The organism is Kitasatospora brasiliensis, from assembly GCF_032654805.1.
In the GTDB taxonomy this organism is placed as follows: domain Bacteria; phylum Actinomycetota; class Actinomycetes; order Streptomycetales; family Streptomycetaceae; genus Kitasatospora; species Kitasatospora brasiliensis.
In genome coordinates this window covers 1,526,082-1,550,690 of sequence record NZ_JAUOOW010000001.1, presented here as the reverse complement: position 1 = coordinate 1,550,690, position 24,609 = coordinate 1,526,082, and the positions used below count along the sequence as shown (strand labels likewise).

At 72.9% G+C, this 24,609-nt stretch carries 22 protein-coding genes and 3 tRNA genes; 16 read left to right on the top strand and 9 right to left on the bottom strand.

The features are described from left to right. The first annotated feature begins 37 nt into the window (after positions 1-37). From QWJ13_RS07105 to QWJ13_RS07095, 3 genes are all read left to right on the top strand, one after another. Positions 38-550, top strand: coding sequence for a ribonuclease (locus tag QWJ13_RS07105; protein WP_316521288.1), 513 nt, complete (start codon positions 38-40; stop codon positions 548-550). A gap of 224 nt (positions 551-774) precedes the next feature. Continuing rightward, positions 775-1,245 (top strand): hypothetical protein, encoded by a 471-nt coding sequence (locus QWJ13_RS07100; protein WP_316521286.1) that lies wholly within the window; start codon positions 775-777, stop codon positions 1,243-1,245. After that, entirely contained in the window at positions 1,245-1,565 is a 321-nt protein-coding gene (locus QWJ13_RS07095; protein ID WP_316521285.1) for a transcriptional regulator, read from the top strand. The genes QWJ13_RS07100 and QWJ13_RS07095 overlap by 1 nt, the downstream gene beginning before the upstream one ends. 7 nt (positions 1,566-1,572) lie before the next feature. Here QWJ13_RS07095 and QWJ13_RS07090 read toward each other — a convergent pair whose 3' ends face one another. Then, a complete protein-coding gene (locus QWJ13_RS07090) occupies positions 1,573-2,568 on the bottom strand; it encodes a hypothetical protein (RefSeq protein ID WP_316521283.1) in 996 nt (331 codons plus the stop codon). A 112-nt stretch (positions 2,569-2,680) separates the two neighbouring features. On the opposite strand from QWJ13_RS07090, the gene QWJ13_RS07085 reads away from it, so the two are divergent. Next, entirely contained in the window at positions 2,681-3,949 is a 1,269-nt protein-coding gene (locus QWJ13_RS07085) for an ADP-ribosylglycohydrolase family protein (protein ID WP_316521282.1), read from the top strand. Here QWJ13_RS07085 and QWJ13_RS07080 read toward each other — a convergent pair. Continuing rightward, positions 3,939-4,670, bottom strand: coding sequence for a GNAT family N-acetyltransferase (locus QWJ13_RS07080; RefSeq protein WP_316521280.1), 732 nt, complete (start codon positions 4,668-4,670; stop codon positions 3,939-3,941). The genes QWJ13_RS07085 and QWJ13_RS07080 overlap by 11 nt on opposite strands. A 682-nt stretch (positions 4,671-5,352) precedes the next feature. Here QWJ13_RS07080 and QWJ13_RS07075 point away from each other — a divergent pair. From QWJ13_RS07075 to QWJ13_RS07055, 5 genes are all read left to right on the top strand, one after another. Continuing rightward, positions 5,353-6,297, top strand: coding sequence for a PAC2 family protein (locus QWJ13_RS07075; RefSeq protein WP_316521279.1), 945 nt, complete (start codon positions 5,353-5,355; stop codon positions 6,295-6,297). Positions 6,298-6,513: 216 nt separating this feature from the next. Then, the gene (locus QWJ13_RS07070) at positions 6,514-7,524 is read left to right on the top strand and encodes an SGNH/GDSL hydrolase family protein (protein ID WP_316521277.1); all 1,011 of its coding nucleotides are present in this window, start codon (positions 6,514-6,516) and stop codon (positions 7,522-7,524) included. Positions 7,525-7,627: 103 nt separating this feature from the next. Further along, positions 7,628-8,938, top strand: coding sequence for a deoxyguanosinetriphosphate triphosphohydrolase (locus QWJ13_RS07065; protein ID WP_316521275.1), 1,311 nt, complete (start codon positions 7,628-7,630; stop codon positions 8,936-8,938). A 57-nt stretch (positions 8,939-8,995) separates the two neighbouring features. Further along, positions 8,996-10,903, top strand: a complete 1,908-nt coding sequence (dnaG, locus tag QWJ13_RS07060) for a DNA primase (RefSeq protein WP_316521273.1) — start codon at positions 8,996-8,998, stop codon at positions 10,901-10,903. 137 nt (positions 10,904-11,040) lie between these two features. After that, complete coding sequence (locus QWJ13_RS07055; protein ID WP_432277438.1) at positions 11,041-12,192, top strand: RNA polymerase sigma factor; 1,152 nt, start codon at positions 11,041-11,043, stop codon at positions 12,190-12,192. A gap of 10 nt (positions 12,193-12,202) precedes the next feature. On the opposite strand, the gene QWJ13_RS07050 is transcribed toward QWJ13_RS07055, so the two are convergent. The 4 genes from QWJ13_RS07050 to QWJ13_RS07035 all read right to left on the bottom strand — a co-directional run bounded on the left by QWJ13_RS07050 (position 12,203) and on the right by QWJ13_RS07035 (position 16,981). Further along, positions 12,203-13,219 carry a helix-turn-helix domain-containing protein gene (locus QWJ13_RS07050; RefSeq protein WP_316521270.1) on the bottom strand — a complete coding sequence of 339 codons (1,017 nt, stop codon included), beginning with the start codon at positions 13,217-13,219 and terminating at the stop codon, positions 12,203-12,205. A gap of 371 nt (positions 13,220-13,590) precedes the next feature. After that, positions 13,591-14,994, bottom strand: coding sequence for a glutamate decarboxylase (gene gad / locus QWJ13_RS07045; protein WP_316521269.1), 1,404 nt, complete (start codon positions 14,992-14,994; stop codon positions 13,591-13,593). Positions 14,995-15,105: 111 nt separating this feature from the next. Beyond that, on the bottom strand, positions 15,106-16,539 hold the full coding sequence (locus QWJ13_RS07040) for an FGGY family carbohydrate kinase (protein WP_316521268.1): 1,434 nt from the start codon (positions 16,537-16,539) through the stop codon (positions 15,106-15,108). Positions 16,540-16,687: 148 nt separating this feature from the next. Beyond that, positions 16,688-16,981, bottom strand: a complete 294-nt coding sequence (locus QWJ13_RS07035; RefSeq protein WP_316521266.1) for a hypothetical protein — start codon at positions 16,979-16,981, stop codon at positions 16,688-16,690. A 243-nt stretch (positions 16,982-17,224) separates the two neighbouring features. On the opposite strand from QWJ13_RS07035, the gene QWJ13_RS07030 reads away from it, so the two are divergent. After that, positions 17,225-17,297: transfer RNA gene (locus QWJ13_RS07030), tRNA-Asn, on the top strand. A gap of 62 nt (positions 17,298-17,359) precedes the next feature. Next, positions 17,360-17,432 (top strand) — tRNA-Asn (locus tag QWJ13_RS07025). A gap of 130 nt (positions 17,433-17,562) precedes the next feature. On the opposite strand, the gene QWJ13_RS07020 is transcribed toward QWJ13_RS07025, so the two are convergent. Both QWJ13_RS07020 and QWJ13_RS07015 read right to left on the bottom strand, forming a co-directional pair. Then, positions 17,563-18,312 (bottom strand): trypsin-like serine peptidase, encoded by a 750-nt coding sequence (locus QWJ13_RS07020; protein WP_316521265.1) that lies wholly within the window; start codon positions 18,310-18,312, stop codon positions 17,563-17,565. Positions 18,313-18,440: 128 nt separating this feature from the next. Beyond that, positions 18,441-19,298: a trypsin-like serine peptidase gene (locus QWJ13_RS07015; protein ID WP_316521263.1), complete on the bottom strand. Its 858-nt coding sequence runs from the start codon at positions 19,296-19,298 to the stop codon at positions 18,441-18,443. A 201-nt stretch (positions 19,299-19,499) separates the two neighbouring features. Here QWJ13_RS07015 and QWJ13_RS07010 point away from each other — a divergent pair. The 3 genes from QWJ13_RS07010 (at position 19,500) to QWJ13_RS07000 (ending at position 21,181) form a co-directional block, all read left to right on the top strand. Then, a tRNA-Ile gene (locus QWJ13_RS07010) sits at positions 19,500-19,573 on the top strand. Between the two features lie 583 nt (positions 19,574-20,156). Beyond that, positions 20,157-20,771, top strand: a complete 615-nt coding sequence (locus QWJ13_RS07005; RefSeq protein WP_316521262.1) for a hypothetical protein — start codon at positions 20,157-20,159, stop codon at positions 20,769-20,771. Continuing rightward, positions 20,768-21,181 carry a PIN domain-containing protein gene (locus QWJ13_RS07000; RefSeq protein ID WP_316521261.1) on the top strand — a complete coding sequence of 138 codons (414 nt, stop codon included), beginning with the start codon at positions 20,768-20,770 and terminating at the stop codon, positions 21,179-21,181. The genes QWJ13_RS07005 and QWJ13_RS07000 overlap by 4 nt, the downstream gene beginning before the upstream one ends. A 158-nt stretch (positions 21,182-21,339) precedes the next feature. Here the strand turns inward: QWJ13_RS07000 and QWJ13_RS06995 are convergent, their stop codons facing one another. Beyond that, on the bottom strand, positions 21,340-23,007 hold the full coding sequence (locus QWJ13_RS06995; RefSeq protein WP_316521260.1) for a tyrosine-type recombinase/integrase: 1,668 nt from the start codon (positions 23,005-23,007) through the stop codon (positions 21,340-21,342). Between the two features lie 283 nt (positions 23,008-23,290). Here QWJ13_RS06995 and QWJ13_RS06990 point away from each other — a divergent pair, with 283 nt between their 5' ends. Together QWJ13_RS06990 and QWJ13_RS06985 are read left to right on the top strand one after the other, a co-directional pair. Continuing rightward, the gene (locus QWJ13_RS06990) at positions 23,291-23,533 is read left to right on the top strand and encodes a DNA-binding protein (protein WP_316521258.1); all 243 of its coding nucleotides are present in this window, start codon (positions 23,291-23,293) and stop codon (positions 23,531-23,533) included. 72 nt (positions 23,534-23,605) lie between these two features. Next, on the top strand, positions 23,606-24,604 hold the full coding sequence (locus tag QWJ13_RS06985) for a recombinase family protein (protein ID WP_316521257.1): 999 nt from the start codon (positions 23,606-23,608) through the stop codon (positions 24,602-24,604). The last annotated feature ends 5 nt before the right edge of the window (positions 24,605-24,609 follow it).

The following is a 24,609-nucleotide window of genomic DNA, read 5'->3' as shown; positions in this document are numbered from 1 at the left end:
GCCCGGCGCGCGCCGGGCGCCTGCCAAGCTGGACCGCATGACCAACCGCAGAAACCCGCTCGTCGTGGTGGCCGTGCTGATCCTGGCGGTCCTGGCCGGCGCCGGGTACCTCCTCACCGGTGGCAAGGGGAGCGGCCATTCCACCGCCGCCGCGAGCGCCTCGGCGTCCGGGACGTCGGCGCCCAAGCCCGCGGCCCCCAAGCCGACCCCGCCTCCCGGCGGCGCCACCTCCGCCCCGGCCGGCGGCTGGGTCCCCAGCGACGCCTCGCTGGACGACGTCTGCCGCAGCAAGCTCCCCAGCCAGGCCGTGGACACCCTCACCCTGATCGCCAAGGGCGGGCCGTACCCCTACAACCGCGACGGCATCGTCTTCGAGAACCGCGAGAGCCGGCTCCCCAAGAAGGGCAACGGCTACTACCACGAGTTCACCGTGGTCACCCCGGGCTCCAACGACCGCGGCACCCGCCGCGTCGTCACCGGCGACGCCGGCGAGCAGTACTGGTCCGCCGACCACTACGCCACGTTCCAGGAGATCGACTCCCGCTGCTGACCCGGCCCCTTCGACGCGCGGTCCACGGCCCTCGCCCCCTCCCGGGGCGGGGGCCGCGGTCTTGCCCGGCCGCGGTCGGCCTGCCCGCCTCCCGGGCCCGCCCCGGCTCCCGGCTTTCTGCCCCGGGCCCCGGCGGCCGCGCCCCACTCGCCCCCTGGAAAGTACTTTCCAACATGGAAAACACATGCCATAGTGGAATCACCACCGTCTCCGAGGGGGATCCCATGAGCGACTCCACCGCCGGCCTGCCCGCCGCCGAGGCCCTGCGCCTGGCCGAACACGCCCGGGAGGCCGCCCAGCGTCCGGGCCGGATGCCCGGCTGGTACGGCGGGTTCTTCGCGTTCGCCTTCGCCGCCTACGGGCTCGGCGTCGGCCAGGCGATCGAGTCCGGACAGCACTGGCTGCTCGGGGTGCTGGGCGGCGCCTTCGGCGCGGTGTCCGGCGCCGCCGCCCGAATCGCGATGCGCAGCGACGGCATCGTCCGGCGCGGCGTGCCGTCCGGCATCGGCGGCCCCGTCGTGCTGGGGGTCCTCGGGGTGTGCGGGGCGGGCGTGGCGGGCATGGCGATCGCCTGGCTGGCCGGCGGCGGTCCGCGGTGGATCGCCACCACCGCCGGGTTCGCGGCCGGGTTCGCGTTCTGGGCGGCCACCGGCCGGCTGAACCGGGTGGTCCGGCGCCGCGCGGAGGCCCGCTGATGCCACCCGCCCTCGACCCGCTGCTCCAGCACCCCACCCGGCTCACCGTGCTGGCCTTCCTCGGCGCCTGCCAGGAGGCCGAGTTCGGCGCCGTCCGGGACCACTGCGAGGTCTCCGACTCCGTCCTCAGCAAGGCCGCGACCGCCCTCGAAGAGGCCGGGTACGTCGCCGTGAAGAAGGGGTACGTCGGCAAGCGCCCGCGCACCTGGCTCGCTGCCACCGGCGCGGGCCGGGCGGCCCTCACCGCGCACCTCGCCGAGCTGCGCCGCCTGGTCGCCGCCGCCGAGGAGGCCGGTGCCCGGCACGGCTCGACGGCCTAGGGGGCCGTCACCGCGCCCGGCGCCAGGTGATGCGGGGGTGTGGGGCGTGAGGGCCGGTGGTGACCAGGGCGGTCAGTTCGTGCAGGACGGGGGACGGGTCCCGGCGGAGCTGGGTCGGGGTGGTGCGGACCACCGGGAGGCCGGCGGCGGTGAGGCGGTTGGCGCGGGCCAGACCGCGTTCGTGCTCGGCCGGGCGCAGGTGCCAGGCGCGGGAGTCGATCTCCAGGGCCACGCAGGCGTGCGGCCAGTAGGCGTCCGGGACGGCGAGGAAGCGGCCGTCCAGGAACAGCACCGGATTCCACAGCGGCTCCGGCAGGCCCGCGTGCGCCAGCAGTTCGCGGGCCTCGCCCTCCACCACGGACCGCACCCCGACCGTCAGGTCCTCCACCACCCGGGCCACCTGGGGCAGTCCGAGCGCGCCCGGCCGGGTCAGCAACTGGTCGAGCAGTTCCCCGAGTTCGCAGTGCCGCCGCTGGACGGCCTCCGCGCACAGCGCCCGGAACCGGCGCTGCCCCGTCTCCCGTGGCGCGAGGTCCGCCAGCGCCCGGGAGACGGTGGTGCTCCACAGGCCGTCGTCCCGCTCGAAGCCGCCCGGCATCGCCCCGGAGGCCCGGTGGACCCGGACGAACTCCCTGTCCCCGACGCGCCGTTGAGCGGGAATCAGCACATCGACGGAGTTCAGGTCGGCCGGGTGCCCGGCGCTCGGCAGCCCGGCCTCGGACAGCACCGCGAAGCCGGTCAGCAGCACCTCCCCGGACCGCGGCTCGCGCCCCTTCGGCGTCGCGTACGCCAGTGCGGCCCGCAGCTTCTGATGGAACGTCAGCCGCCCGCTCTGGAGGCAGATCACCCGGGGCAGCACCTGCTGCCAGGGGCCGCCCGGCCGCAGCCGGTGGGCGATGGTGCCGGAGGGCACCCCGAGCCGGCGCAGCTGCGCCCGGGTGGCGATGTGCTGCTGATCGGCGCCGAGCAGGGCGACCGGGTCGAGGAGGTTCGCGGGGGTCATGCCGGGGTGCCTGCCCGCCGGGATCGGAGGTATGCGAAACATCCCTCGTCGGTGGGGCTCGCGGTCACGGGTGTTGACGGACCGTCGGTCGAGCCGCTGAGCTTGGGGCCATATGACCATTCCATTTCCCCATGGCGGCCCCGCGCTGGACGCGCTCCTCGGCCTCTGCGTCGGCGACGCCCTCGGCGCCCAGTTCTTCGTCCCGGAGACCGCCCGGGCCCATCTCGCGGCCCGCACCGAACCGCCCGGCCCCTGGCCGTGGACCGATGACACCGAGATGGCCTGCTCGGTGTACGCCGCCCAGACCGAGCGCGGCGCGATCGACACCTTCGACCTCACCTACGCCTTCGCCCTGCGCCACGACTTCGACCGCGGCTACGGCCCGGCCGCCAACCGGCTGCTGCGGCTGATCCGTGAGGGCGGCGACGCCGAGCGACTGGCCGCCGAACTCTTCGACGGCCAGGGCTCGTACGGCAACGGCGCCGCGATGCGGGTCGCCCCGCTCGGCGCCGCCCACGCCGAGGACCCGCGGGCGGTGGTGCGCCCCGCCGCGGACACCGCCCTGATCACCCACACCCACCCGCAGGCGGTGGACGGGGCGATCGCGGTCGCGGTGGCGGCCGCGTACGCCGCGCACACGCGCACCCGGCCGATGGCGCCGGACGGCTTCCTGAAGGCCGTGGCCGACCTCACCCCGAACGGGGCCGTCAAGGACGGCGTCGAGGAAGCCCGCCGACTGCTCTCCCAGCCGGACCTCCGGGTCGCCGCGCGGGCGCTCGGCAACGGCAGCCGGACGTCCGCGGCCGACACCGTCCCGTACGCGCTGTGGTGCGCCGCCCGGAACCTGACCGACTACCGCGCCGCCGTGTGGGAAGCGATCGCGGCCGGCGGCGACATGGACACCGTCGCCGCCATCACCGGGGGAGTGGTCGCCGCGCACACCGGCAGCGCGGGCATCCCGCGCGCCTGGCTGGACGCCTGCGAGCCGCTGCCCGCCTGGGCGTTCCCCGAACCGGGCAGCGTCCGCGCGGCCGGCGAACCGCATCTGAGGCCGATCAGCCTGCCCCGCCCGCACCCGGCGCCGGCCGTGGCCTGGTCGGACGCCGACTGGGAGCGGATCAGGCGCGGCCTGCGGGCCCGGGACACGGACGAACGCTGGGTCGCCGTCGCCTCCGAGGGCGTCCTGCACCTGTACCGAAGCGTCGGCGGCGCGGAGATCTTCAGCGTCCGGGTGTCCCGGGTGCGGGACGGCTGGCGGCCGACCGAGGTCCTGGTCGAGGCCGATCCGAGCCGCCACCGGGCCTGGGACGACCACACGACCCTGCCGACCGTCCTGCACCTGGCCCGGTACGGCTACCGGTCGCTCGGCTTCAGGCCGTGATCATCAGCTGCCCGCCGTTGCCGCCCTGTCTAAGGCACTCCTGGTTGATCGCCGGGTCCGGGGCGCTCGGCGAGGTGGCGTTGGCGATCCGCAGCTCGATGATGTCCCGCACGGCCGGCCACTCGTCGTCCAGGATCGAGTAGAACGCGGTCGAGCGCACCATCCCGTCCAACCCGCGCGAGTGCGCCCGGCGGACCCCCTCGGAGGTCGCGCCGAGCCGCTCGATCGCGGCGCACGAGCGCAGGTTGCGGGCGTCCGCGCGCAGCGAGATCCGCTGCACGCCCCAGGTCTCGAAGGCGTGGCGGAGCATCAGCAGCTTCTGCTCGGTGTTGATGCCGGTGCCCTGGGCGCTCGGCGAGAGCCAGGTGTTGCCGATCTCGGCGGCGTCGGGGACGGCCGTGGCCGGATCGCCGAACGGGACCCCGGGCACGGGCGGCCACACCATCGGGCCCTGCCAGTAGTCGAGTTCCAGGAACCGGGTGGAGCCGACCACCCGGCCGTCGGCGAGGTTCACGGTCGCGAAGGGCAGCGACCGGCCCGCGGCCTGGTCGGCGAGTGCCCGGGCGACGTAGTCGCGGGCCGCTTCCAGGCCGTGCGGGACGGGCGTGAAGGCGTAGGTCGTACGGTCCTCGGCGCCGGCCTCGGCGATGGCCTCGGCATGGTGCGCGGCAAGGGGCTCCAGCCGCACGGTGCGGCCGGTGAGGATGACAGGTACGGGCACGGAACCTTGGTCCTTCATCGGTCGGAGGGTGCCTCCCACGCCGGGGTGCGGCAAGGGGTGCGCTGGTCTGGGTACGCCTGCGCCCGGGTCCGTCCGCCGGGTACCCGCGCACGCCGGAGGTCCGGTCGAACGGGGCGGGGGCGGCGGCCCGGAACGGGCGGCGCGGGGTGCCGGAACGGACACGGGTCCTCGGACCGGTCCGGCGGGAGGTGCGGCGGGACAGTGTGCGTCCGCGAAATGGCCGAGAAGGAAACGAGAGCGCGAAGGGAAGCAGGCGGCCAGGTGAAGGCAAGATGCGTCGTGGGTGGCTGGCCGAGCACCGGACCGGGACGTGGCCCACGGCGTTACGGACGACGTGGCGACGACGCGACGATGCGAGGCAGCGAGAGGACGATACCCGCCAGAAGGCGGTGCGTCACTTCGCGGCACGCGAATGGCCGCGCGGGCCGTTCCCGGGCCCTCCGGACGGGCCCCTTCCGGGGTCGTGACCATGGCCGTGACCAGGGGCTCTGCCCCCGGGTGCGATCATGGTCCGGAGTGGCCCGCCGAGCCTCTCGGGCGGGTCGTCCGAAGGGCCGGACGGGGGCACCGGGAGGGGCGGGAATTCCGACGGCGCCCGGCACGCTGGAGTGGACGAGAAGCCGGTCGGCCGGGACGAGCAGAGAACGGGGTTGGGTGCGCGGTGCGTGACTTCCAGGCGCTGTACGAGCTGGATCAGCAGGGCGTGGCCGCCGTGGCCGCGGCCAACGCGCAGTTGCGCGACACCGGCGCCGCTCTGGTGCTGCTCCAGCACTTCGAGGGCTTCATGGACGCCGGCGAGGCCGGCGGCCAGGTGGTGGCCCACCTGCTGGAGACGGGCTCGCCGCAGGTGGTGGCCCGCTTCGACCACGACCGTCTGGTGGACTACCGGGCCCGCCGCCCGTCGATGGTCTTCGACCACGACCGCTGGACGTCCTACGACCCGCCGGAGATCCTGCTCCAGCTCCTCCACGACGCCGCCGGAGCACCGTTCCTGCTGCTCACCGGCCCCGAGCCGGACGTCGAGTGGGAGCGCTTCGCGCGCGCCGTGCGCGAGCTGGTGGAGCGCTTCGAGGTCCGGCTCTCGATCGACTTCCACGGCATCCCGATGGGCGTGCCGCACACCCGCCCGGTCGGCCTGACGCCGCATGGCAACCGGCTGGACCTCGCCCCGGGCTACCCGCAGTGGTTCGAGCAGGCGCAGGTCCCGGGCAGCGCCCAGGCGCTGGTGGAGTACCGGCTGGCCGAGGCCGGGCACGACGTGCTGGGCTTCGCCGTGCACGTCCCGCACTACGTGGCCCGCTCCGCCTACCCGGCGGCGGCCGTGCAGGTGCTGGAGGCGACGCAGTCCGCGACCGGCCTGGTGCTGCCCGGCACCGGGCTGCGCGAGCGGGTCTCCGAGGTCCACGCCGACATCGAGGAGCAGCTGGCCCAGGGGGACGGCGAGCTGCGCTCGGCGATCCGCGGCATGGAGGGCCAGTACGACGCGGTGGCGGGCGCGGAGGGCCGGGAGAGCCTGCTGGCCGAGCCGGTGGACCTGCCCTCGGCGGACGAACTGGGGCGGCGCTTCGAACAGTTCCTGGCCGAGCACGAGCGCGACGCGGAGTAGCCGCAGGTCCGAGGGCGGGTCCGAGGACGGCTCCCAGGGCGGGGCCGAGGCCGGATCCGGGGGAGTGGGACGGTTTCCGGCCGGTTTCGGCCCGCCCGGTGGCGATTTCGCAGGTGTGGGAGTCTTCGACCCCGGACGTTCGTTGGCCCCTGGGGTGCCCGGGGGACGGGCCCGCCGTCAGGAGCCGACCGTGACTCGTTTCCCCGGGGAGAGACCATGCCGACGACCGTCCGCCCGACCCACGCCCTGACCGCCGGGCTGGCCGCGCTCCTGCTGGCCGGTTGCAGCGGCTCCGGCGGTTCGGACGGCGGGGGGAGTGGTCTTGCGGGCGCGGTGCCCGACCAGCCGAAGGCCGCCACCGCGTCGCCGACCCCGACCCCGACCCCGCCGCCCACCGGCCCGTACGTCGCGCTCGGCGACTCGTACACCGCCGGGATGAACATCGCGCCGCAGACCGGCGAGCCGGGCGCCTGCTACCGCTCCGCGGTCAACTACCCCTCGCTGGTGGCGAAGGCGCTCGCGCTGGCCCCCGGGCAGTTCAAGGACGTCAGTTGCAGCAGCGCCCGCACCGGGGACCTGACCGGCCCGCAGAAGGTCGCCGACGGCACCAACCCGGCCCAGCTGGACGCGCTGAACGCGGACACCCGGCTGGTCACCGTGGGGATCGGCGGCAATGACGCCGGCTTCATGGAGGTCGTGACCCAGTGCGCCAAGGAGAACCTGGTGGACATCGTCAAGGGCGTGATCACCGACAGTGCCGACCGGGTCAGCCAGTCGCCCTGCCGTGACCACTACGCTGCCGGCAACGGCACCGACGAGGTCCAGCGCAAGGTGGACGCGGCCGGCGTCCGGCTCGGCGGGGTGCTCCAGGACATCAGGAAGCGCTCCCCGAAGGCCAAGGTCTACGTGATCGGGTACCCGGGGCTGCTCCCGGCCGACCCTGCGAGCTGCCTGCCGGTGCTCGGCAACGCCGTGGCCACGGCCGACCTGGGCTTCCTGGTGGAGAAGGAACAGCAGCTCAACGGCATGCTGAGGAAGAGCGCGGAGGCAGCCGGCGCCGTGTTCGTGGACCTCGCCGGGCCCTCGGCCGGGCACGACATGTGCGCGGGGGAGGCCGAGCGCTGGGTCGAGCCGCCGCTCCCGGCCCACGGCCTGGCCCCGATCCACCCCAATGCCAAGGGCCAGGAGGCGGCCTCCGCCGTGGTCCTGAAGGCGATCAAGGGCTGAGGGCGCGCCCGGGCGCGGGCTCCCGCGGTTCACGCTCCCGTCCGCTTCCCTTCGCGCGCGGCACACCCCGCGTGTCGGGGGTGCGGCGTACGGTGAGGTGCATATGGATGACACCACGCACCGCCTCGCCGCCCCCGATCCGTACGACCGCGCAGCCGAGGCCCGCTGGGTCCCCGAACCAGACAAGCGCCCGGGCCGAACCGCCTTCCAGCGGGACCGCGCCCGGGTGCTGCATTCGGCCGCGCTGCGCCGACTGGCCGGCACCACCCAGGTGGTCGCCCCGATGCGCAGCGACTTCCCGCGCACCCGGCTCACCCACTCCCTCGAATGCGCCCAGGTCGGGCGGGAGTTGGGGGCCGCCCTGGGCTGCGACCCGGACCTCGTGGAGACGGCCTGCCTGGCCCACGACATCGGCCACCCGCCGTTCGGCCACACCGGCGAGGAGGCCCTCGACCAGGCCGCCGAGGCTTGCGGCGGCTTCGAGGGCAACGCCCAGTCGCTGCGCATCCTGACCCGGCTCGAACCCAAGCGCTTCGCGCCCCAGGAGGACCGGCCCGCCGCCCGGCTCGCCCCCTGGCCGGGCCGCAGCGTCGGCCTCAACCTCAGCCGGGCCGCCCTGGACGCCGCCACCAAGTACCCGTGGCCCAAGGGCGCCCACCCCACCGACCCGGCCTCGACCAAGTACGGCGTCTACGCCGACGACCTGCCGGTCTTCCGCTGGCTGCGGGCCGGCTCCCCGGCCGGGCGCAGGTGCTTCGAGGCCACCGTGATGGACTGGTCCGACGACGTGGCCTACTCCACCCACGACGTCGAGGACGGTCTCCAGGCCGGCCACATCGACCCGGCCGCGCTGCGCGCCCCGAGCGAGCGCGCCGAGCTCTTCGAGGTCGCCGAGCGCTACGCGCGGGACGCCGAGCCGCAGGAGCTGGCCGCCGCGCTGGACCGGCTGCTCGCCCAGGAGTGGTGGCCGAGCTCCTACGACGGCACCGCGCGCGCCCGGGCCGGGCTCAAGGACCTCACCAGTCAGCTGATCGGCCGTTTCTGCCTGGCCGCCGAGCAGGCCACCCGCGCCCGCTACGGGCCGGGCCGGCTCACCCGCTACGCGGCCGAGCTGGTGGTGCCCAGGGAGGTCCGGCTGGAGTGCGCGGTGCTCAAGGCGGTCGCCGTCCGCTACGTGATGCAGCGCGACGAGCAGGCCCAGCTGCGGGCCCGCCAGCGGATCGTGATCGCCGAGCTGGCGTACGTCCTCACCCAGCGCGCCCCCGAGGGGCTGGACCCGGTGTTCACCGCGATGTACCGGGAGGCCGAGGACGACCGCGCCGCCCTGCGCACGGTCGTCGACCAGATCGCCACCCTGACGGACGCCTCGGCCCTGGCCCTGCACGCCAGACTGGTCGGCGCGGCCTGGGCGTGAGCGTCACCGCACGAAACGCCACGACCTGAAGCCCGGCCGCCCCAGTAGACTTCCGGGGTGGCCGGGCGGATCAGGGACGAAGACGTACAAGCGGTGCGCAGCGCACTGCCGATCGACGCGGTGGTCGGCGACTACGTACAGCTGACCAATGGTGGCGGCGGCGAGTACAAGGGCGTCTGTCCCTTCCACGACGAGAAGTCCGCCTCCTTCTACGTGAACCCCGCCAAGGGCGTCTTCCACTGCTTCGGCTGCCAGGAGAACGGCGACACCATCGCCTTCCTGATGAAGATCGAGCACTTCACCTTCGCCGAGGCCGTCGAGCGGATGGCCGCCCAGGCCGGCATCACCCTGCGCTACGAGGAGGGCGGCTACAGCCCCCGCCACCAGCAGGGCGAGCGCACCCGGCTGGTCGAGGCGCACAAGGTGGCGGCCGCCTACTACCGGGAGCAGCTGGCCTCGCCGGAGGCGGAGATCGGCCGCCGCTTCCTGGCCGAGCGCGGCTTCGACGAGGAGGCCGCCAAGACCTTCGGCGTCGGCTACGCCCCCGCGGGGTGGGAGCACCTGGTCCGCTTCCTGCGCGGCAAGGGCTTCACCGACAAGGAGATCCTGCTGGGCGGCCTGGCCTCGCAGGGCCAGCGCGGCGGGCTGATCGACCGCTTCCGGGGCCGACTGGTCTGGCCGATCCGGGACATCGCCGGTGAGGTGGTCGGCTTCGGCGCCCGCCGGCTGCGCGAGGACGACAACGGCCCGAAGTACCTGAACACCCCCGAGACGCCGATCTACAAGAAGTCCCATGTGCTGTACGGCATCGACCTGGCGAAGAAGGAGATCGCCAAGTCGGGCCGCGCGGTGGTGGTCGAGGGCTACACCGACGTGATGGCCTGCCACCTGGCCGGGGTCACCTCCGCGGTGGCCACCTGCGGTACCGCCTTCGCCGAGGACCACATCAAGATCATCCGTCGGCTGCTGATGGACACCTCCCAGTACCGGGGCGAGACCGTCTTCACCTTCGACGGCGACGCGGCCGGCCAGAAGGCCGCCCTGCGCGCCTTCGAGGACGACCAGAAGTTCGCCGCCAAGACCTCCATCGCGGTCAGCCCCGGCGGCATGGACCCGTGCGAGCTGCGCCTGGCCCAGGGGGACGAGGCGGTCAAGCAGCTGATCGACAACCCGGTCCCGCTGTTCGAGTTCGCGCTGACCTCGGCGGTGGCCCGGCACCGGGTGGACACCCCGGAGGGGCGCTCGGCGGCGCTGGAGGAGGCGGCCCCGATCGTCGCCAAGATCAAGGACCGCTCGATCCAGCACGAGTACGCCGTCCGGCTGGCCGGCATGCTCGGCATCCTGGACGAACAGTTCGTCGTCCGCCGGATCTCCCAGCTGGCCCGCTGGGACCGCGAACGCCAGCAGAACCCGCGCGGCGCGGCCGCCCAGCGCCGCCCGGAGCCCGTCCAGCCGCAGCACCCCGCGCAGCCCGTCTTCCGGCTCAACCCGCGCGACCCGGCCCAGTTCGTCGAGCGCGAGCTGCTCAAGCTGGCGCTCCAGCACCCGGACCTGGTCAGCCCGGCCTTCGACCACTACGGCGAGGACGAGTTCCCGACCCCGCCGTACGCCGCCGTCCGGCAGGCCATCGGCAAGGCCGGCGGCGCCGCGTACGGGGCGACGCTGCCCGACTTCACCAGCGCGGTGCGCGAGGCGTCCCCGGACGACCGGGTGCGCTCGCTGGTCACCGAGCTGACCGTCGAGCCGGTGCGCTCGCGCCGCAAGGCGGACGCCGTCTACGCGGGGGAGTTCCTGGTCAAGCTGCGGATGCTGGCGGTGGACCGGCGGATCACCGAGGTCCGCGGCTACCTCCAGCGGCTCGGCCCCCGGGCCGAGGCCGAGCAGCTGCACGCGGTCCAGACCGAGCTGTGGCAGCTCCAGCAGTACGGCGATCAGCTCAAGAGCCGGGGCGCGGCGGCGCTGTAACGCGCGCTGCCGCACCACCGGCCGCGTGGAAAAGTCGGCGCACGAGTCTCGGCCGCGGAGTGTGGCGTACCCCACACTGGAGGGCGTCCCACCTCCGTACAGCGCGGGTCCGCCAGAGTCGCGCCCGCCCCGAGGGGATGCCCGTGGAGCAAGGCCTCGTCGCAGCGACCACCACCAGCACGCGAGCGAACCCCGCCGGGCCGGCAGGCCGGCCGAAGGCGGGCCGGCAGGATGCCGGGGAGCAGGAGACCGATCACGGCCGGGCCGGGGCGGCGCCCCCGGACGGCGCCCGGGTCCCCGCCCAGGGCCGGCCCCAGGGCCACCCGGACAGCCTGGAGCCCGAGCCGGATACCGGGCCCGAGCCCGCCGAGGACACCGGCCCGGCAGCCGACCTGCTGCGCCAGTACCTGCGCGAGATCGGCCGGATCCGCCTGCTCACCGCCGAGGAGGAGGTCGAGCTGGCCCGCCGGGTGGAGGCCGGCCTGTTCGCCGAGGAGCGGCTGGACCGCGACCCGCCGCCGCCCGACCCGCTGGCCGGCGAGCTGGACACCCTGGTGGTGCGCGGGCGGATCGCCAAGCGCCGGCTGATCGAGGCGAACCTGCGCCTGGTGGTCTCCGTCGCCAAGCGCTACGTCGGCCGCGGGCTGACCCTGCTGGACCTGGTCCAGGAGGGCAACCTGGGCCTGATCCGGGCGGTGGAGAAGTTCGACTACACCCGCGGCTTCAAGTTCTCCACGTACGCGACCTGGTGGATCCGGCAGGCGATGAGCCGGGCGCTGGCCGACCAGGCCCGGACGATCCGGGTGCCGGTGCACGTGGTCGAGCTGATCAACCGGGTGGTCCGGGCGCAGCGCGGCCTGCTCCAGGAGCGCGGTCTGGAGCCCACGGCGGCCGAGATCGCCGTCGTGCTGGAGCTGACCGAGGAGCGGGTGCGCGAGCTGCTCCGGCTGGCCCAGGAGCCGATCTCGCTGCACACCCCGGTCGGCGAGGAGGAGGACGTCGCGCTCGGGGACCTGATCGAGGACGCCGACGCCGCCTCGCCCGCCGAGTCCGCGACCTTCCTGCTGCTGCGCCAGCACCTGGACGCCGTCCTGGCCACCCTGGGGGAACGGGAGCGTCAGGTCGTCCAGCTCCGCTATGGCCTGGACGACGGCCGCCCGCGCACGCTGGAGGAGATCGGCGCGCTGTTCGGCGTGACGCGGGAGCGGATCCGCCAGATCGAGTCGAAGACCCTGGTCAAGCTCCGCGACCACGCCTACGCCGCGCAGCTGCGCGGCTATCTGGACTGACCGCCCTGGCTCAGGAAGGACTCGCCGGGTCGGTCGGAACCGGCGGATCGGTCGGAACCGGCGGATCGGTGGGCTCGGGGACGGCCGGGGTGGCCGGGGCCGGGGTCGTGGGCGCGCCCGCGCCGGTGCCGGGCGGGGGCGAGGCGCGCCCGATCGGGATCGGGGTGGAGGCCACCACCATGGCCAGGCCGGAGACCGCCGTCGTGCAGTCGTGTCCGGCCGGCTGGTAGCCGCAGACCTGGAAGCTGACGGCCGGGTCCGCCGCGTTCAGCATCGACGAGTAGTTGTCGTAGCCCCAGTGGATGACGGCAGTCTCGCTGTCGCCGGTGCTGTCGGTGATCGTCGTGTAGTCCTTCGGCCGGCCCTCGGTGATGGCCGCCCAGGCGGCCTGGCAGACCTCGCTGTACCGGAGGTAGACGACCACCTGGCCGACCACCTGGGTCTGCAGGGTACGGGCGTCCTGGCCGCAGCCGGTGGTCTTCGGGTCCTTGTGGGCGCAGCCGACGGCCCGACAGGCGGGGCCGGTCGCCGAGGGCTTGGCACTGGCGGCGGCACCGGTCGCCGTACCGGTCGCCGTACCGGCCGCCGAGGCCTGCCCGCCGGAGTGGCCGATCCGCAGGCCCGTCAGCACCAGCAGCAGCGCCAGTACGGCCGCGCCGGAGACCAGCGCCACCGGGCGCCGCCACCAGACGGCGGGGGAGGGCTCCTCGGGCTCCGAGGGCTCCTCGCGCTTCGGAGGTTCTCCGGCGACGGGTCCGCAGGCGGCCTCGGCCCCCACCTGTCGCCACAGCGCCCGCAGCGCGGCCGCGTCGCAGTCCACCGCCCCGACCAGCGCCTCCAGCGCCTGCTCGGTGACGACCCGTTTGCCGTTGAGCCAGCGCTCCCAGGAGGCCCGGCTGTAGTGCGTCCGGGAGGCCAGCTCGGACAGCGACAGTCCGGCGGTGTCCTTGATGGTCCGGAGCTCCTCCGCCAGGCGTCTGGCGGGTTCGGACAGCTCCTCGGGCAGCTGCTTCCAGGCGGAAGCCAAAACGGCGCTCCAAACTCACGAAACGGGGACGGGGGCGGGGGAGCGGAGGGGTCCCGGCCCGGGCCGTTCGGCGTCTGAGCGTCTCCACCCTCGTCGGCGTGGCGTCCCAAACCCCAGGTCATGGCGCTGAGACGGACGGAAGTGTCTCACAACCCCCGGGAGGGCTCGAACCTTCATGCGTTCTTCGTGCACAGTTCTCTGGCCGGCGGTCAGTCGGCCCCGGTACCCCCACCGGCCCGGGGCAGCCTCGCGGGGGGAGGCTGCCCCGGACCGACCGGGATGCTCCGGCGGGGAGGGCGCTTCGCTGCGCCCTTCCCGCCGTGACGTTCCCTGCCGTGACGTTTCGCCAGGTGGCGAGCGGCGCGGGCCGGTCAGTGGTGGAAGCCCGCCCGGGGCTCCACTCCCAGCTCCTTGAGCGGGACGGGCTGGCGCCGCAGCTCGGGCAGCAGTCGGCCGAGGTCGGCCAGCAGCAGGTCGGCGAGGTCCCGGGAGAAGCCGTTGCGGCAGACGATCCGGAGCACCGACAGGTCCTCCCGGTTCGCCGGGAAGGTGTACGCGGGCACCTGCCAGCCGCGCTCGCGCAGCCGCCGGGAGACGTCGAACACGTCGAAGGGCCGGCCCTCCTCGGTGGTGAGGGCGAACACCGGGAGCTGGTCGCCCCGGGTCAGCAGCCGGAAGCCGTCCAGCTTCCCGATCTGCCCGGCCAGGTAGGTGGCGACCTCGCGGCAGGCGCCCTGGACGGCCCGGAAGCCCTCCCGGCCGAGCCGCAGGAAGACGTAGTACTGGGCCACCACCTCGGCGCCGGGCCGGGAGAAGTTGAGCGCGAAGGTCGGCATCTCGCCGCCCAGGTAGTTGACCCGGAAGACCAGCTCTTCGGGCAGCGCCTCCTTGTCGCGCCAGAGCGCCCAGCCCACGCCGGGGTACACCAGGCCGTACTTGTGCCCGGAGGTGTTGATCGAGGCCACCCGGGGAAGCCGGAAGTCCCAGACCAGCTCCGGGTCCAGGAAGGGCGCCACCATGCCGCCGGAGGCGCCGTCCACGTGCACCGGCACATCGGTGCCGGTGCGCTCCTGGAGGGCGTCCAGGGCCGCGCAGATGGCCTCGATCGGCTCGTACGAGCCGTCGAAGGTGGAGCCGAGCACGCCGACCACGCCGATGGTGTTCTCGTCGCACAGGGCCACCGCCTGCTCGGCGTCCAGATGGAAGCGGTCGCCGTCCATCGGCGCGGTGCGGGCCTCGACCTCCCAGAAGTTGCAGAACTTCTCCCAGCACACCTGCACGTTGACGCCCATCACCAGGTTGGGCCGGGCCCCGGCGGCGTAGCGCTCGGCGTTGCGGCGCGTCCAGCGGCGCTTGAGGGCCATCCCGGCCAGCATGCAGGCCTCGCTGGAGCCGGTGGTGGAGCACCCGACGGCGGCGTCCGGGTCGGGGGCGTGCCAGAGGTCGGCGAGGATCGCCACGCAGCGCCGCTCCAGCTCGGCGGTCTGCGGGTACTCGTCCTTGTCGATCATGTTCTTGTCGAGGCACTCGGTCATCAGCCGGGTGGCCTGGGACTCCATCGAGGTGGTGACGAAGGTCGCCAGGTTGAGCCTCGCGTTGCCGTCCAGCATCAACTCGTCGTGGATCAGCTGGTAGGCGGTCTCCGCGGCGACCGGGGCCTCGCCGAGCCGGTGCAGCGGCGGGGCCAGCTTCATCGCGCCCAGCGGGTCGGTGATGGTCGGGTACGGGCCGATGCTCAGCCGGCGGTCGCCGCCGGCTCCCTTGTGCAGCGCCATGGCGTCCTGTCGCCCTTCGCGTCGGTGGCCGGGTCCCGTCCCACGCTGCCACCGGGTGCCGGGTGACGCATCTTCACCGGCCGCCGCTCCTCACCGGCCGCCACCGGGCGCTCAGCCCGCCGCCTCCGGGTGGATCTGGTCGCGGGCGGCCCGGTACTGCTGACGGACCGCCGAGCCGATCGCCAGGTCCTGCTCCCCGTCGGGCTCGACGGTCTCGGCGTCCGGCAGGCCCCACTCCGGTGGCTCGGCGGTGCCCGCCAGCGCCCAGGCGGCCTGCCGGGCGGCCCCGCGGGCGGCGTGGGCGCCGGGCGGCGGCACCACGACCGGGACGCCGAAGAGCATCGGGGCGATGTGCCGCACGGCGGGCAGCCGGCCGGCCGTGCCGAGCAGGAACACCCGCTTCACCGCGACACCCTGGGCGCGCAGCACGTCGAGGGCGTCGGCGATGTTGCACAGCATGCCCTCGACGGCGGCCCGGGCCAGGTGCTGAGGGGCCATCGCCTCGGCCCGCAGGCCGGTCAGGGTGCCGGCCGCGTGCGGCAGCGCGGGGGTGCGCTCGCCGTCCAGGTACGGCAGCAGCACCAGGCCGTACGCGCCGGGGGTGGAGTGCAGGGCGAGGTCGCTGAGGCCCTCCAGGTCCCGGCCGAGCAGGGCGGCGGTGGAGCGCAGCACCTGGGCGGCGTTGAGGGTGGCGACCATCGGTAGGTGGCGGCCGCTGGCGTCGGCGAAGGAGGAGACCAGACCGGAGGCGTCCACCACGGCCTCCCCGTGCACCGCGAAGATCGTCCCGGCGCTGCCGAGCGAGACCACCGCGTCGCCCGGGCCGAGGCCCAGGCCCAGAGCCGCGGCCATGTTGTCCCCGGTGCCGGCCGAGATCAGCAGGCCCTCGGGGGTGTGCCCGGCGGGCTCGGACGGGGGCAGCACCTCGGGCAGTCTCAGCTCGTGGCCGAGGGCCAGCTCGACCAGGTCCTGCCGGTACTCGCCGGTGATCGGCGACCAGTAGCCGGTGCCGGAGGCGTCGCCGCGGTCGGTGGTACGGCGCTTGGGGTGGCCGAGCAGCTGCCAGATCAGCCAGTCGTGCGGCAGCAGCACCTCGGCGACCCGGCGGGCGTTGGCCGGCTCGAACTCGGCCAGCCAGCGCAGTTTGGCGATGGTGTACGTGGGGGCGGGCACGGCGCCGATCGCGGCGGTCCAGGCGGCCGGGCCGCCGAAGGCGTCCAGCAGCTTGGCGGCGGCGCCGCTGGAGCGGGGGTCGTTCCACAGGATCGCCGGGCGGACCAGCACCCCGCCCGCGTCCAGGCCGATCATCCCGTGCTGCTGGGCGCTGACGCCGATCGCCCGGACGCTCTCCAGCAGGCCGCCGGTCGCGGCGTCGCCGAGCGAGTGCAGCCAGACCTGGGGATCGGCCTCGCCCTGGCGCAGTTCCAGGTCCTCGGGGACGGGGTGCGGAGCCTTGCCGGAGCGCAGGACGGCACCGGTGTCGGCGTCACAAGCGACGATCCGGGTGCGGCTGGTCGAGCTGTCTATCCCCGCGACGATGGCCATGTCGAGATCATGCCTCAGCCCGGCCCGTGACGCGTCCGGGCCGGGGGCGCTGTTGCGGGTTCGCGACGCCCGGTTGGGGTGCGCTTGACCCGGGCCCCGGGCGGCCCCGGGGGCCGGCGTCACACGACGCCGGCCCGCGGGCCGAGCCTCACGGCCGGAAGGTGCCCCAGCCGTCGTCCGCCGCCCGGGAGCGGTTGAAGTACGGCACCCGGTCGGTGACGGCGTTCGGCAGCCGGTCGCCGACCCGGTCCGCGACCGCGCCGGCGGCCTTCCCGGCCACCACCCCGGCCTGCTGCCGGGCCCGGTCGGTGGCGCTCTGCACCGTGGGGTTCCGGGCGATCTGCCGGCTGACCTCGGCGATCTGTTCGTAGCGCTGGCGCCCGGCCTTCGAGCCCAGGACGTAGCCGGCCGCGAAACCGACGGCCAACGACAGCTTCCACATGATCGGATCCACCCTCTCCTGGCGGCTTCTGCCGCATTGCCCTACCCGTCCGTCGGGACGGTGAACCGTCCGCGCCCCCAGCATCCCCCGGCCCCGTCGCCGGGCGCGCGCGGGGCGCGCCGGGCGGCGGCCCGTCGGCAACCTGGGAAAGCGATTGGCGGACCACCCCCCCGAGTGCGCTAATGTATGTCCCGCAGCGAGCGCCGAGGAGCCCGGGAGACCGGGGGCCGAAGCGGAAGCCGATCCCCCATAGCTCAATTGGCAGAGCAGCCGACTGTTAATCGGCAGGTTATTGGTTCGAGTCCAATTGGGGGAGCTCGGGAGAAGGTCCCTCCGGGGTCCGGATCCCGTCCGTGGTACGGAAGTCGAGTATCGCGATCCCGCATAGCTCAATTGGCAGAGCAGCCGACTGTTAATCGGCAGGTTATTGGTTCGAGTCCAATTGCGGGAGCTGCACCGGGTCCGCCCGGTGACTGCTCAGAGCGAAGGCCCCCCGGTCGACCGGGGGGCCTTCGTGTTGTGCGGCCGCGCCGACCGTGCGGGGCCGCTGTGACGTACGCGACACCGCGCCCGCGGCCGGCTCAGGCGGTGGCCTTCCGGTAGAGGTCGGCGACCCGCTGGTCGAAGGTGACGCTGTACGAGGTGCCGGGGGTGCTCCCGCCCTCCTGGTAGCCGCCGATCACGCCGACCACCGCGCCGTTCGCGGCGACCCAGGGGCTGCCGCTGGTGCCGTCGGTGTAGCCGCCGCAGTCGAAGCGCTCCTGGGTGGCGCTCTGCGAGCTGGTCCGGACCGCGCAGGTGATCGGCTCGTCGCTCTCGTTCGGGTAGCCGGTGACCGAGACGGACAGTCCGAAGCCCCGGCCGGTGTCGACCGCGTTGCCGCCGACCGCGTCCTCGACCTGCCGGCCGTCGACCGCGCCCACCGTGACGAACGCCACGTCGTACTCGGGGTCGTCGCCGGCCGCCCAGCGCGGATCGACGGTGATCGCCTGCACCGGCCAAGTCCCGTACGGGGTGGCGCCGTTGCGGTAGCCCGGGGTGAACACCAGGCCGTCCAGCAGGCCGATCCTGCGGGTCTGCACGCAGTGTGCCGCGGTGACCAGCAGATTGCGCCGGGGGCTGTGCACCACGCTCGCGGTGCAGGCCCGGGGGCCCTGCGCGGTGTGGATGGAGAGGGTGCCGACCCGATCCCGGGCGGGGCTCTGCGGGGCGACCTCGGCCGTGGGGGCCCCGTCCTGGCCGCCGCCGCACGCGGTGCCGGCGGCCAGCAGCAGGGCGGCCAGCGCCGCCGTTCGTGCCGTGCGCGCGGGCCGTGCCGGGCGGGGGGCCATCGGAGCTCCGTCTCGTTCCTCGGGGCGGCCGCGGGCGCGTGCGTTCCGCCGTTCGTGAGCGTTCGTGAGGAAGATCTACCAGGCCCCGCCCGGTGGCGCCACCGCCGGGTCCATGCCCTGACCTCCGGTCAGCCGGTGGCGCGGTCGTAGAGGGCCTGGACGCGGTCGCCGAAGTAGCTGCTGTACGAGGTGTCCGGGCTGTCGCCGCCCTCCTGGTAGCCGCCGATCACGCCGACCACGGTGCCGGTCCTGGTGGCCGGGTCGAAGTCGGTGACCCAGGGGCTGCCGCTGGTGCCGCCGGTGTAGTCGGGGCAGTCGATCCGCAGCTGGGTGGGGCTCTGCCGGGTGGTGGTGTTGGCGCAGGTGATCGGGACGCCGCTGCTGCTCGGGTAGCCGGTGATCTTCACCGGGAGCCGGTAGCCCTGGTTGACGCCCAGTCGGTTGGCGCCGAGCACCTGCTGGACCTGCTGCCCGTTCCTGGCCTGGACGACCGCGAAGGCGACGTCCATGTCCGGGTCGGCGTGGTCGTTCCAGCCGTCGTCCACGGTGACGGCCAGCAGCGGCCAGACGCCGCTGGGGGTGTCGCCGTCGCGGTAGCCGGGGACGAAGACCAGGTCGCCGCGCCGGCCGAGCTTCGGGTCCCAGACGCAGTGGGCGGCCGTGACGATCAGGTTGAGCCCGGCGCTGTCGACCACGCTGGCGGTGCAGAAGTGGTCGCCGTCGGCGTTGCGGGTGAACACCGCGCCGACCAGGCCGTTGAGCACGGTGGGCTTGGCGGTGCGGGTGACCCCGGTGGCCCGGCCGGCCGCGGCCCTGAACCGCTGCCTGCTCCAGCCGTGGCTGTCGGCGGAGACACCGGGGGCGGCGGGCGGAGCAGAGGTGACCGTCGGGGCGCCCCCGCCGGGCCCCGCCGCGGTGGTGCAGCCCGCCGCGGCCAGCACCAGCGCGAGCGCCGCGCCCGCCGCCCCCGTCCCACGCATCGTCATCCGCCCAGGCTGCACCGGGCGGGCGCCCCGACGCCAGCCGGGCTGCGCCACCCGGGAGGGGCGCACCCCCCGCACGGCCTCGCGCACCCCGGCCGCGCCCCCGGCGCGCACCACGGGTGATCGACCGGCTATGCTGCCCGGGACGGCCTCGCTGGGCCGTCCGCTGCTGACGTGTGCCGATGCCGGCGTACGCGGCGAACCGGGGCGGTAGCTCAGCCGGTTAGAGCAGGGGACTCATAATCCCTTGGTCGTGGGTTCGAGTCCCACCCGCCCCACCTCGAACAGCTGACCAGGCGCCAGCCCAAAGTGCGCTCTGACCTGGTGAAACACTAGAGCCCTCGGCTCAGACTGTAGGGCATGCTCCCGCCAGAGAGGGTCTGGCACGCCGAGATTCACCCCGGTTGGGGAACGGTTGGGGAACGGCCGGGGGCTTCGGCCCCCTCGGAGCCCGCGCCCAACCGCTGGCAGGCCTGGTCCGTGAGCAGCCCGCTGGCTGGGTCAGGGCTCTCCCCTTCGGGTGGATCGGGCCCCGTGCTGAATTGACCCAAATCCTCGGCAAGGCCCACGTTGCGTCTGTCGGCGCCGCATTCTCTGGGGCGGAATTCCGACTCAGGAACAGGGAGGGGCTGTTCAGTGCGGTGACGCAGAGTGCGCGTCAGGGCTGGGCCCGGGAGAGGACACCTTCTCTTAGACCGGTCGTGCAGCCGCTCTGACTGCTGCGCCACACGGCATGATCACCCCGGTGCGTGGTCGTTGGCCGACCGGGGTCCCAAATCTGGGAGGTGCGGGCCGCAGCTGTGGCTTGTGGCCGATACTGGTCCTGGCAGGGACTTCATCAGAGACGGAGGGGGTGATGACGTGGCAGTGATCAAGATTGAGATCGATGGTGGGGTCCTCTCGGTCGAGCTCGATGATGCGGATCTGGAAGCGGCCGGCGAGGCGCTCGGGACTTCTTCACCAGCCGAGACGATCAAGGCAGCGGTAGCGGATTCTGTAGCGCGGTCGAGAGCTCAGGCTGCTTACGACGACATCTCGAAGATGCTTGAGGACGGCGACGTTGACCTTGGCTCGCTCATCGAGGAGGACCCGGACGATGGTGGCCACGAGCATGACTCCGTAGACCTTGCCGAGCGCATTCGCAACGTGCGTCGTGCTGCACAGGGCAAGTCGAACGTGCTGCCTGAGGTCGGCCCTTGTGCTCCGCCCCGTGGTTTCCTGGGCACGTCCCTGATCGCACGTGAGGTCGAAAGAGTGATCTCTGATCTGCGGCAGCTACCCGTGTCTGGGGACAGTCCAACACTCCGGTCCGTGCGGGCTCTCACGCGCGAAGTGGAGCTCAGGAACAGCATTCTCCATGCGCTGAGTCTCCAGGAGCCCCGGGGCCAGGGTACGGTGCACGCACGCCCAGCGGGTCGGCGCCCCAAGGGCATGATCCCGAGGCATCACGGGAGCGAGGCTGAGTCCTCCGCATGATCCAGTACCTCGTAGACACGTCGGCTGCTGCTCGGTACCTGCACAAGAAGTCGCTGTATCCGGCGTGGATGGGGCCGATCGACTCAGGGCTTGTGGGGATGTGCCAAGTCACCCGACTGGAGATGGGTAAGGCTGTACGCCGCGCTAGCGAGCGGGACCGGTACTTCAGGAACCTTGAAACGATCTTTCCGCCGGTTGAGATGCACAAGGACGCTTATGACGAGGCGGAGCTGTTGCAGCTGAAGCTGACCGACTCTGCTGCCCATGAGTCGGCCTCACCGGTAGACCTACTGCTTGCGGCGAACGCTCGGCTCATGGGCATGGCGGTCCTGCATGTGGACAAGGATTTCATCACCATGGACCGGATCTGTGGGTTGCCGCAGAAACGAATGGACACCACGGCGCCCTGAGTGTCGGCATCAGCAACCCCCGGCCGGTGGTGGCCGGGGGCCCCGCTGTGAAGGCGGGATACTGGGCGGCGGCTAGCTACCTGTTTAAGAGTGGCGCCCAACGATGGTGATCTTGACGTGGTGTGCCAGCCACGCAGACGAATGCGAGCAAGCCCTCTCTACACGCCGCCGGTCACCTTCTTCTCGCGGAGCCGCTTGAGGGCTGCGAGGCGTCCGCCGCTGGCTGGGCGCGGCTGGGCCGCTGGAGCAGGGGCCGGAGTCGGTGGAGAGGATTGTGCCGGTATGCTGATGGGCTCGGCGCTCGGGGTGGCCATGGTGCGAGCGGGCTCTGCTGGAGCAGCGGGGGCCTGGCGGCCGGAGCGGGGGACGATGGCGAGCGAGGCTTCGGCTCGGAGCCTCTTCGCTTCGGGCAGGACGTTGGTGTAGGTGTCCATTGTGATCTTGATGGTGCTGTGGCCGAGCTGTTCGGAGATCTCCTTGGGGTCCGATCCGCTGGCGTGTGCGATGCAGGCCGCGCCATGGCGTAGGCCGTGGAGGGTGATCGGCGGCAGGCCGGAGAGTTCCACGAGGCGCTTGAACCGTTGGGTCAGGAAGTCGGGGTGGTAGCCGGAGCCGTCTTCCTGGGTGAAGACCAAGCCGGTGTTCTGCCAGGCCAAGCCTGCTTTCTCTCGCTGCTCGACTTGGAGGACGGCGCGCTTCTCGAAGAGCCGGGCTGACTCGCTGTCGAGGTCGAGGATGCGTTCGGAGTCCGCCTTGGGGGTCGTGCCGAACAACTTGTAGGCGATGGAGACGATCTGACGGCTGATCGTGACGGACATGGCTTCGAGGTCGACCTCCGTCCACGGCAGGGCGCAGGCCTCACCGCGGCGCGGGCCTCGCAGGGCCATGAAGTGCCATAGATCGAACAGGTCGTCGTTGACGACGAAGTCGAGGAACTCGCCGGTGAGCTGAGGGGTCCAGACCATCACCTTGCCGGGGATCTCGCCGGTCTCGCGCCAACGGCGTACCCGGCCGGGTGTCCACAGCATCGGCTTGGGCGGGTTCGCCTTGGGGAGTTTGACCAGCTCGGCCCAGTTCTTCTTCACCTCCTCGGCGCGCACGGCGTCGCCGAGGGCGGAGGAGAGCGTGGCGCGGATGCGGTACTGAGTCTGGACGTCGGTGACGCGGCGCATCTTCTTGCGCTCAAGGGCAAGGAGGTCGCGGGCCTCATGCCAGGAGGCCCGCAGGACCCGCCGGTCCTCCAGATTGGGGGCGGCCCGCCAGGCCTGCCGCTTGTTCTCGCAGTCCTGCGCAAGGAGGGCCACGTACTCGCGGTGGGCCTGGACGGTGACGTTGCGATCCTGGATCGCCGCGAACATCCGCTCGATGTGCTTCTTGCGGATCTTCTTGCGGTCGATGTGCCCGATGTAGGGGGCGATGTGTAGCCGGATGTGCTCGCGGTACTTGGCGACCGTGGACAGCGCGACGTCCTTCTTCTTGTCGGCCCAGCGGTCCATGTAGGCGCTGAACGTTTCTTCCACGTCGACGTCCAGGCCGGCCTGGTAGTCCTCCCAGACCTCCTTGCATGCGGCGGCGGCATCCTCCTGGGTTCGGAAGCCGCCCTTGCGGACGCGGATCGTCTCCTTGCCGGCGTCGTCCTCGATGAGGAGGAAGTAGTACCAGGAGCCGTGGTTGCGCTTCCTCTCCAGGTCGGGGCAGCCGGTGCCGAGGTCGCCGATCCGGTGGGTGCCGTCGTCGTTCAGGACGGGCTTGCCCTTGTCCTTGCCGCGGCGGTGGTGCAGCGGGCCCTTGCACCCGCACCGCTTGTAGGTCCTCTCCTCGAACATGGGCCAGCCCTCCCCTTTCCTTCGTGGTGTTGGTCGAGTGACTACGGAGCGCCATTCGAATGTGTGTTCTATTCTGTCCCATTCTTGATCAGGTGTACACGCAACAACCACTCTGGGCTTGGGCTTTGGTGAATCGGACCTGCCCTTCACTCGCGTTGCTCGCGGTTGCCGCCCCGCGTGTGTGGGGCGCTATCCTTGACGCCCTGGCGTCATCTGCACCTGTTCTTACCGGGCGGGTACGCTGGGCACAGGTTGGCGCGGGGGAGAAACGCGACGACTCAAAATGAAGATCGACAAGACCGACGAGTCCGGTCGGGGCATGACCCTGGAGCAGGTGCTTGGCCTGCCGGTCACCATCAACGTGGTGACCGCGGCGAAGGCGCTGGGCGTAGGCCCCAATACGGCGTACGCGGCGATCCGGGATGAGACCTTCCCGCTGGACATGATCCGCGTCGGGGGCTCGACGCGAGTCCTCACGGCGTCCCTGTGGAGGCACCTCCAGATCGACGGCCTTGTCGCAGCTTGATACGTGCAACGTGATGGAGACTCGTCCACGAGTCTCCATCACGTAAAGGGTGTCCAGGATGGGAGGCGCAGAGTGGCGGCAAGGACCTTCGGGTTCACCGGCGACAAGGGCACGCTGGTGAAAGAGGAAGCACAGGCCCTGAGGGAGGCCGTTCAGCGCCGGATCGGCGGGGGAACCCGCGCCGGCGCCGCCGCCTACCTGAGGTCCCACGGCGTCGTCGGCACGCTCGGCTCCCCGTTCACCGGCCAGACCATCGCCCGGCTCTTCCGCAACCCGGCGATCGCCGGGCTCAAGCCCGGACCGGACGGCAAGCTCGTCGACGCCGGGCACCCGGGCGTCATCACCCCAGAACAGTTCGCGCAGCTCCAGGCCAAGGACGCGGCCGAGGCCGAGAAGCACAAGGCCAGCCGGAAGGCCAACCCCCGGCCCGACTACGACTACGCCTTCAGCAGCAACGACCTCGTCGTGTGCGCCCTGTGCGGAGCCAACCACCAGGGCCTGCGCACCAACTCCGGAAACCCCGGCTACTGCTGCTCGGCCGGGCCCCGCGCCGACCGGCCCGGAAGCTGCGGGAAGGTCCGGATCTCCGCGCAGGTCCTGGAAGACCACCTCGGCGAAGAGATCGTCGCCCGGCTGTCGGAGCCCGGCACCCAGAAGGCCTTGGAGGCCGCGCGGACCGAGGTGGAGAAGGAACTTGCCGCCACCAAGGCGGAGTTGGACGCGGTCACACAGGGGCTCGACAGCCTCGCCGGCATGGTGCTGCGCCACGAGATCACAGCCGCCAGCGCCGCCAAGGCGCGCCAGAGTGGCGTCCAGCAGCAGAAGGCCCTGCGCCACCGGATCCGCATCCTGGAACGGGCGGCCGCCACCCCGGTGAGCGGCAGCATCAAGCAGCTCGTCGACTGGTGGAACTCGGCACCCACGGAGGCCAAGGCCGGGCTGGCGAAGCTCATGCTCCACCGTGTCGACGTCCACCCGGGCGGCCAAGGGGTTCGCAAGCTCCGGCCGGGACGCGTTGTGCTGTGGTGGCGGGACCAGCCTGCCCCGCCGCCCATCCGCCCCGCGACCTAGGCGCC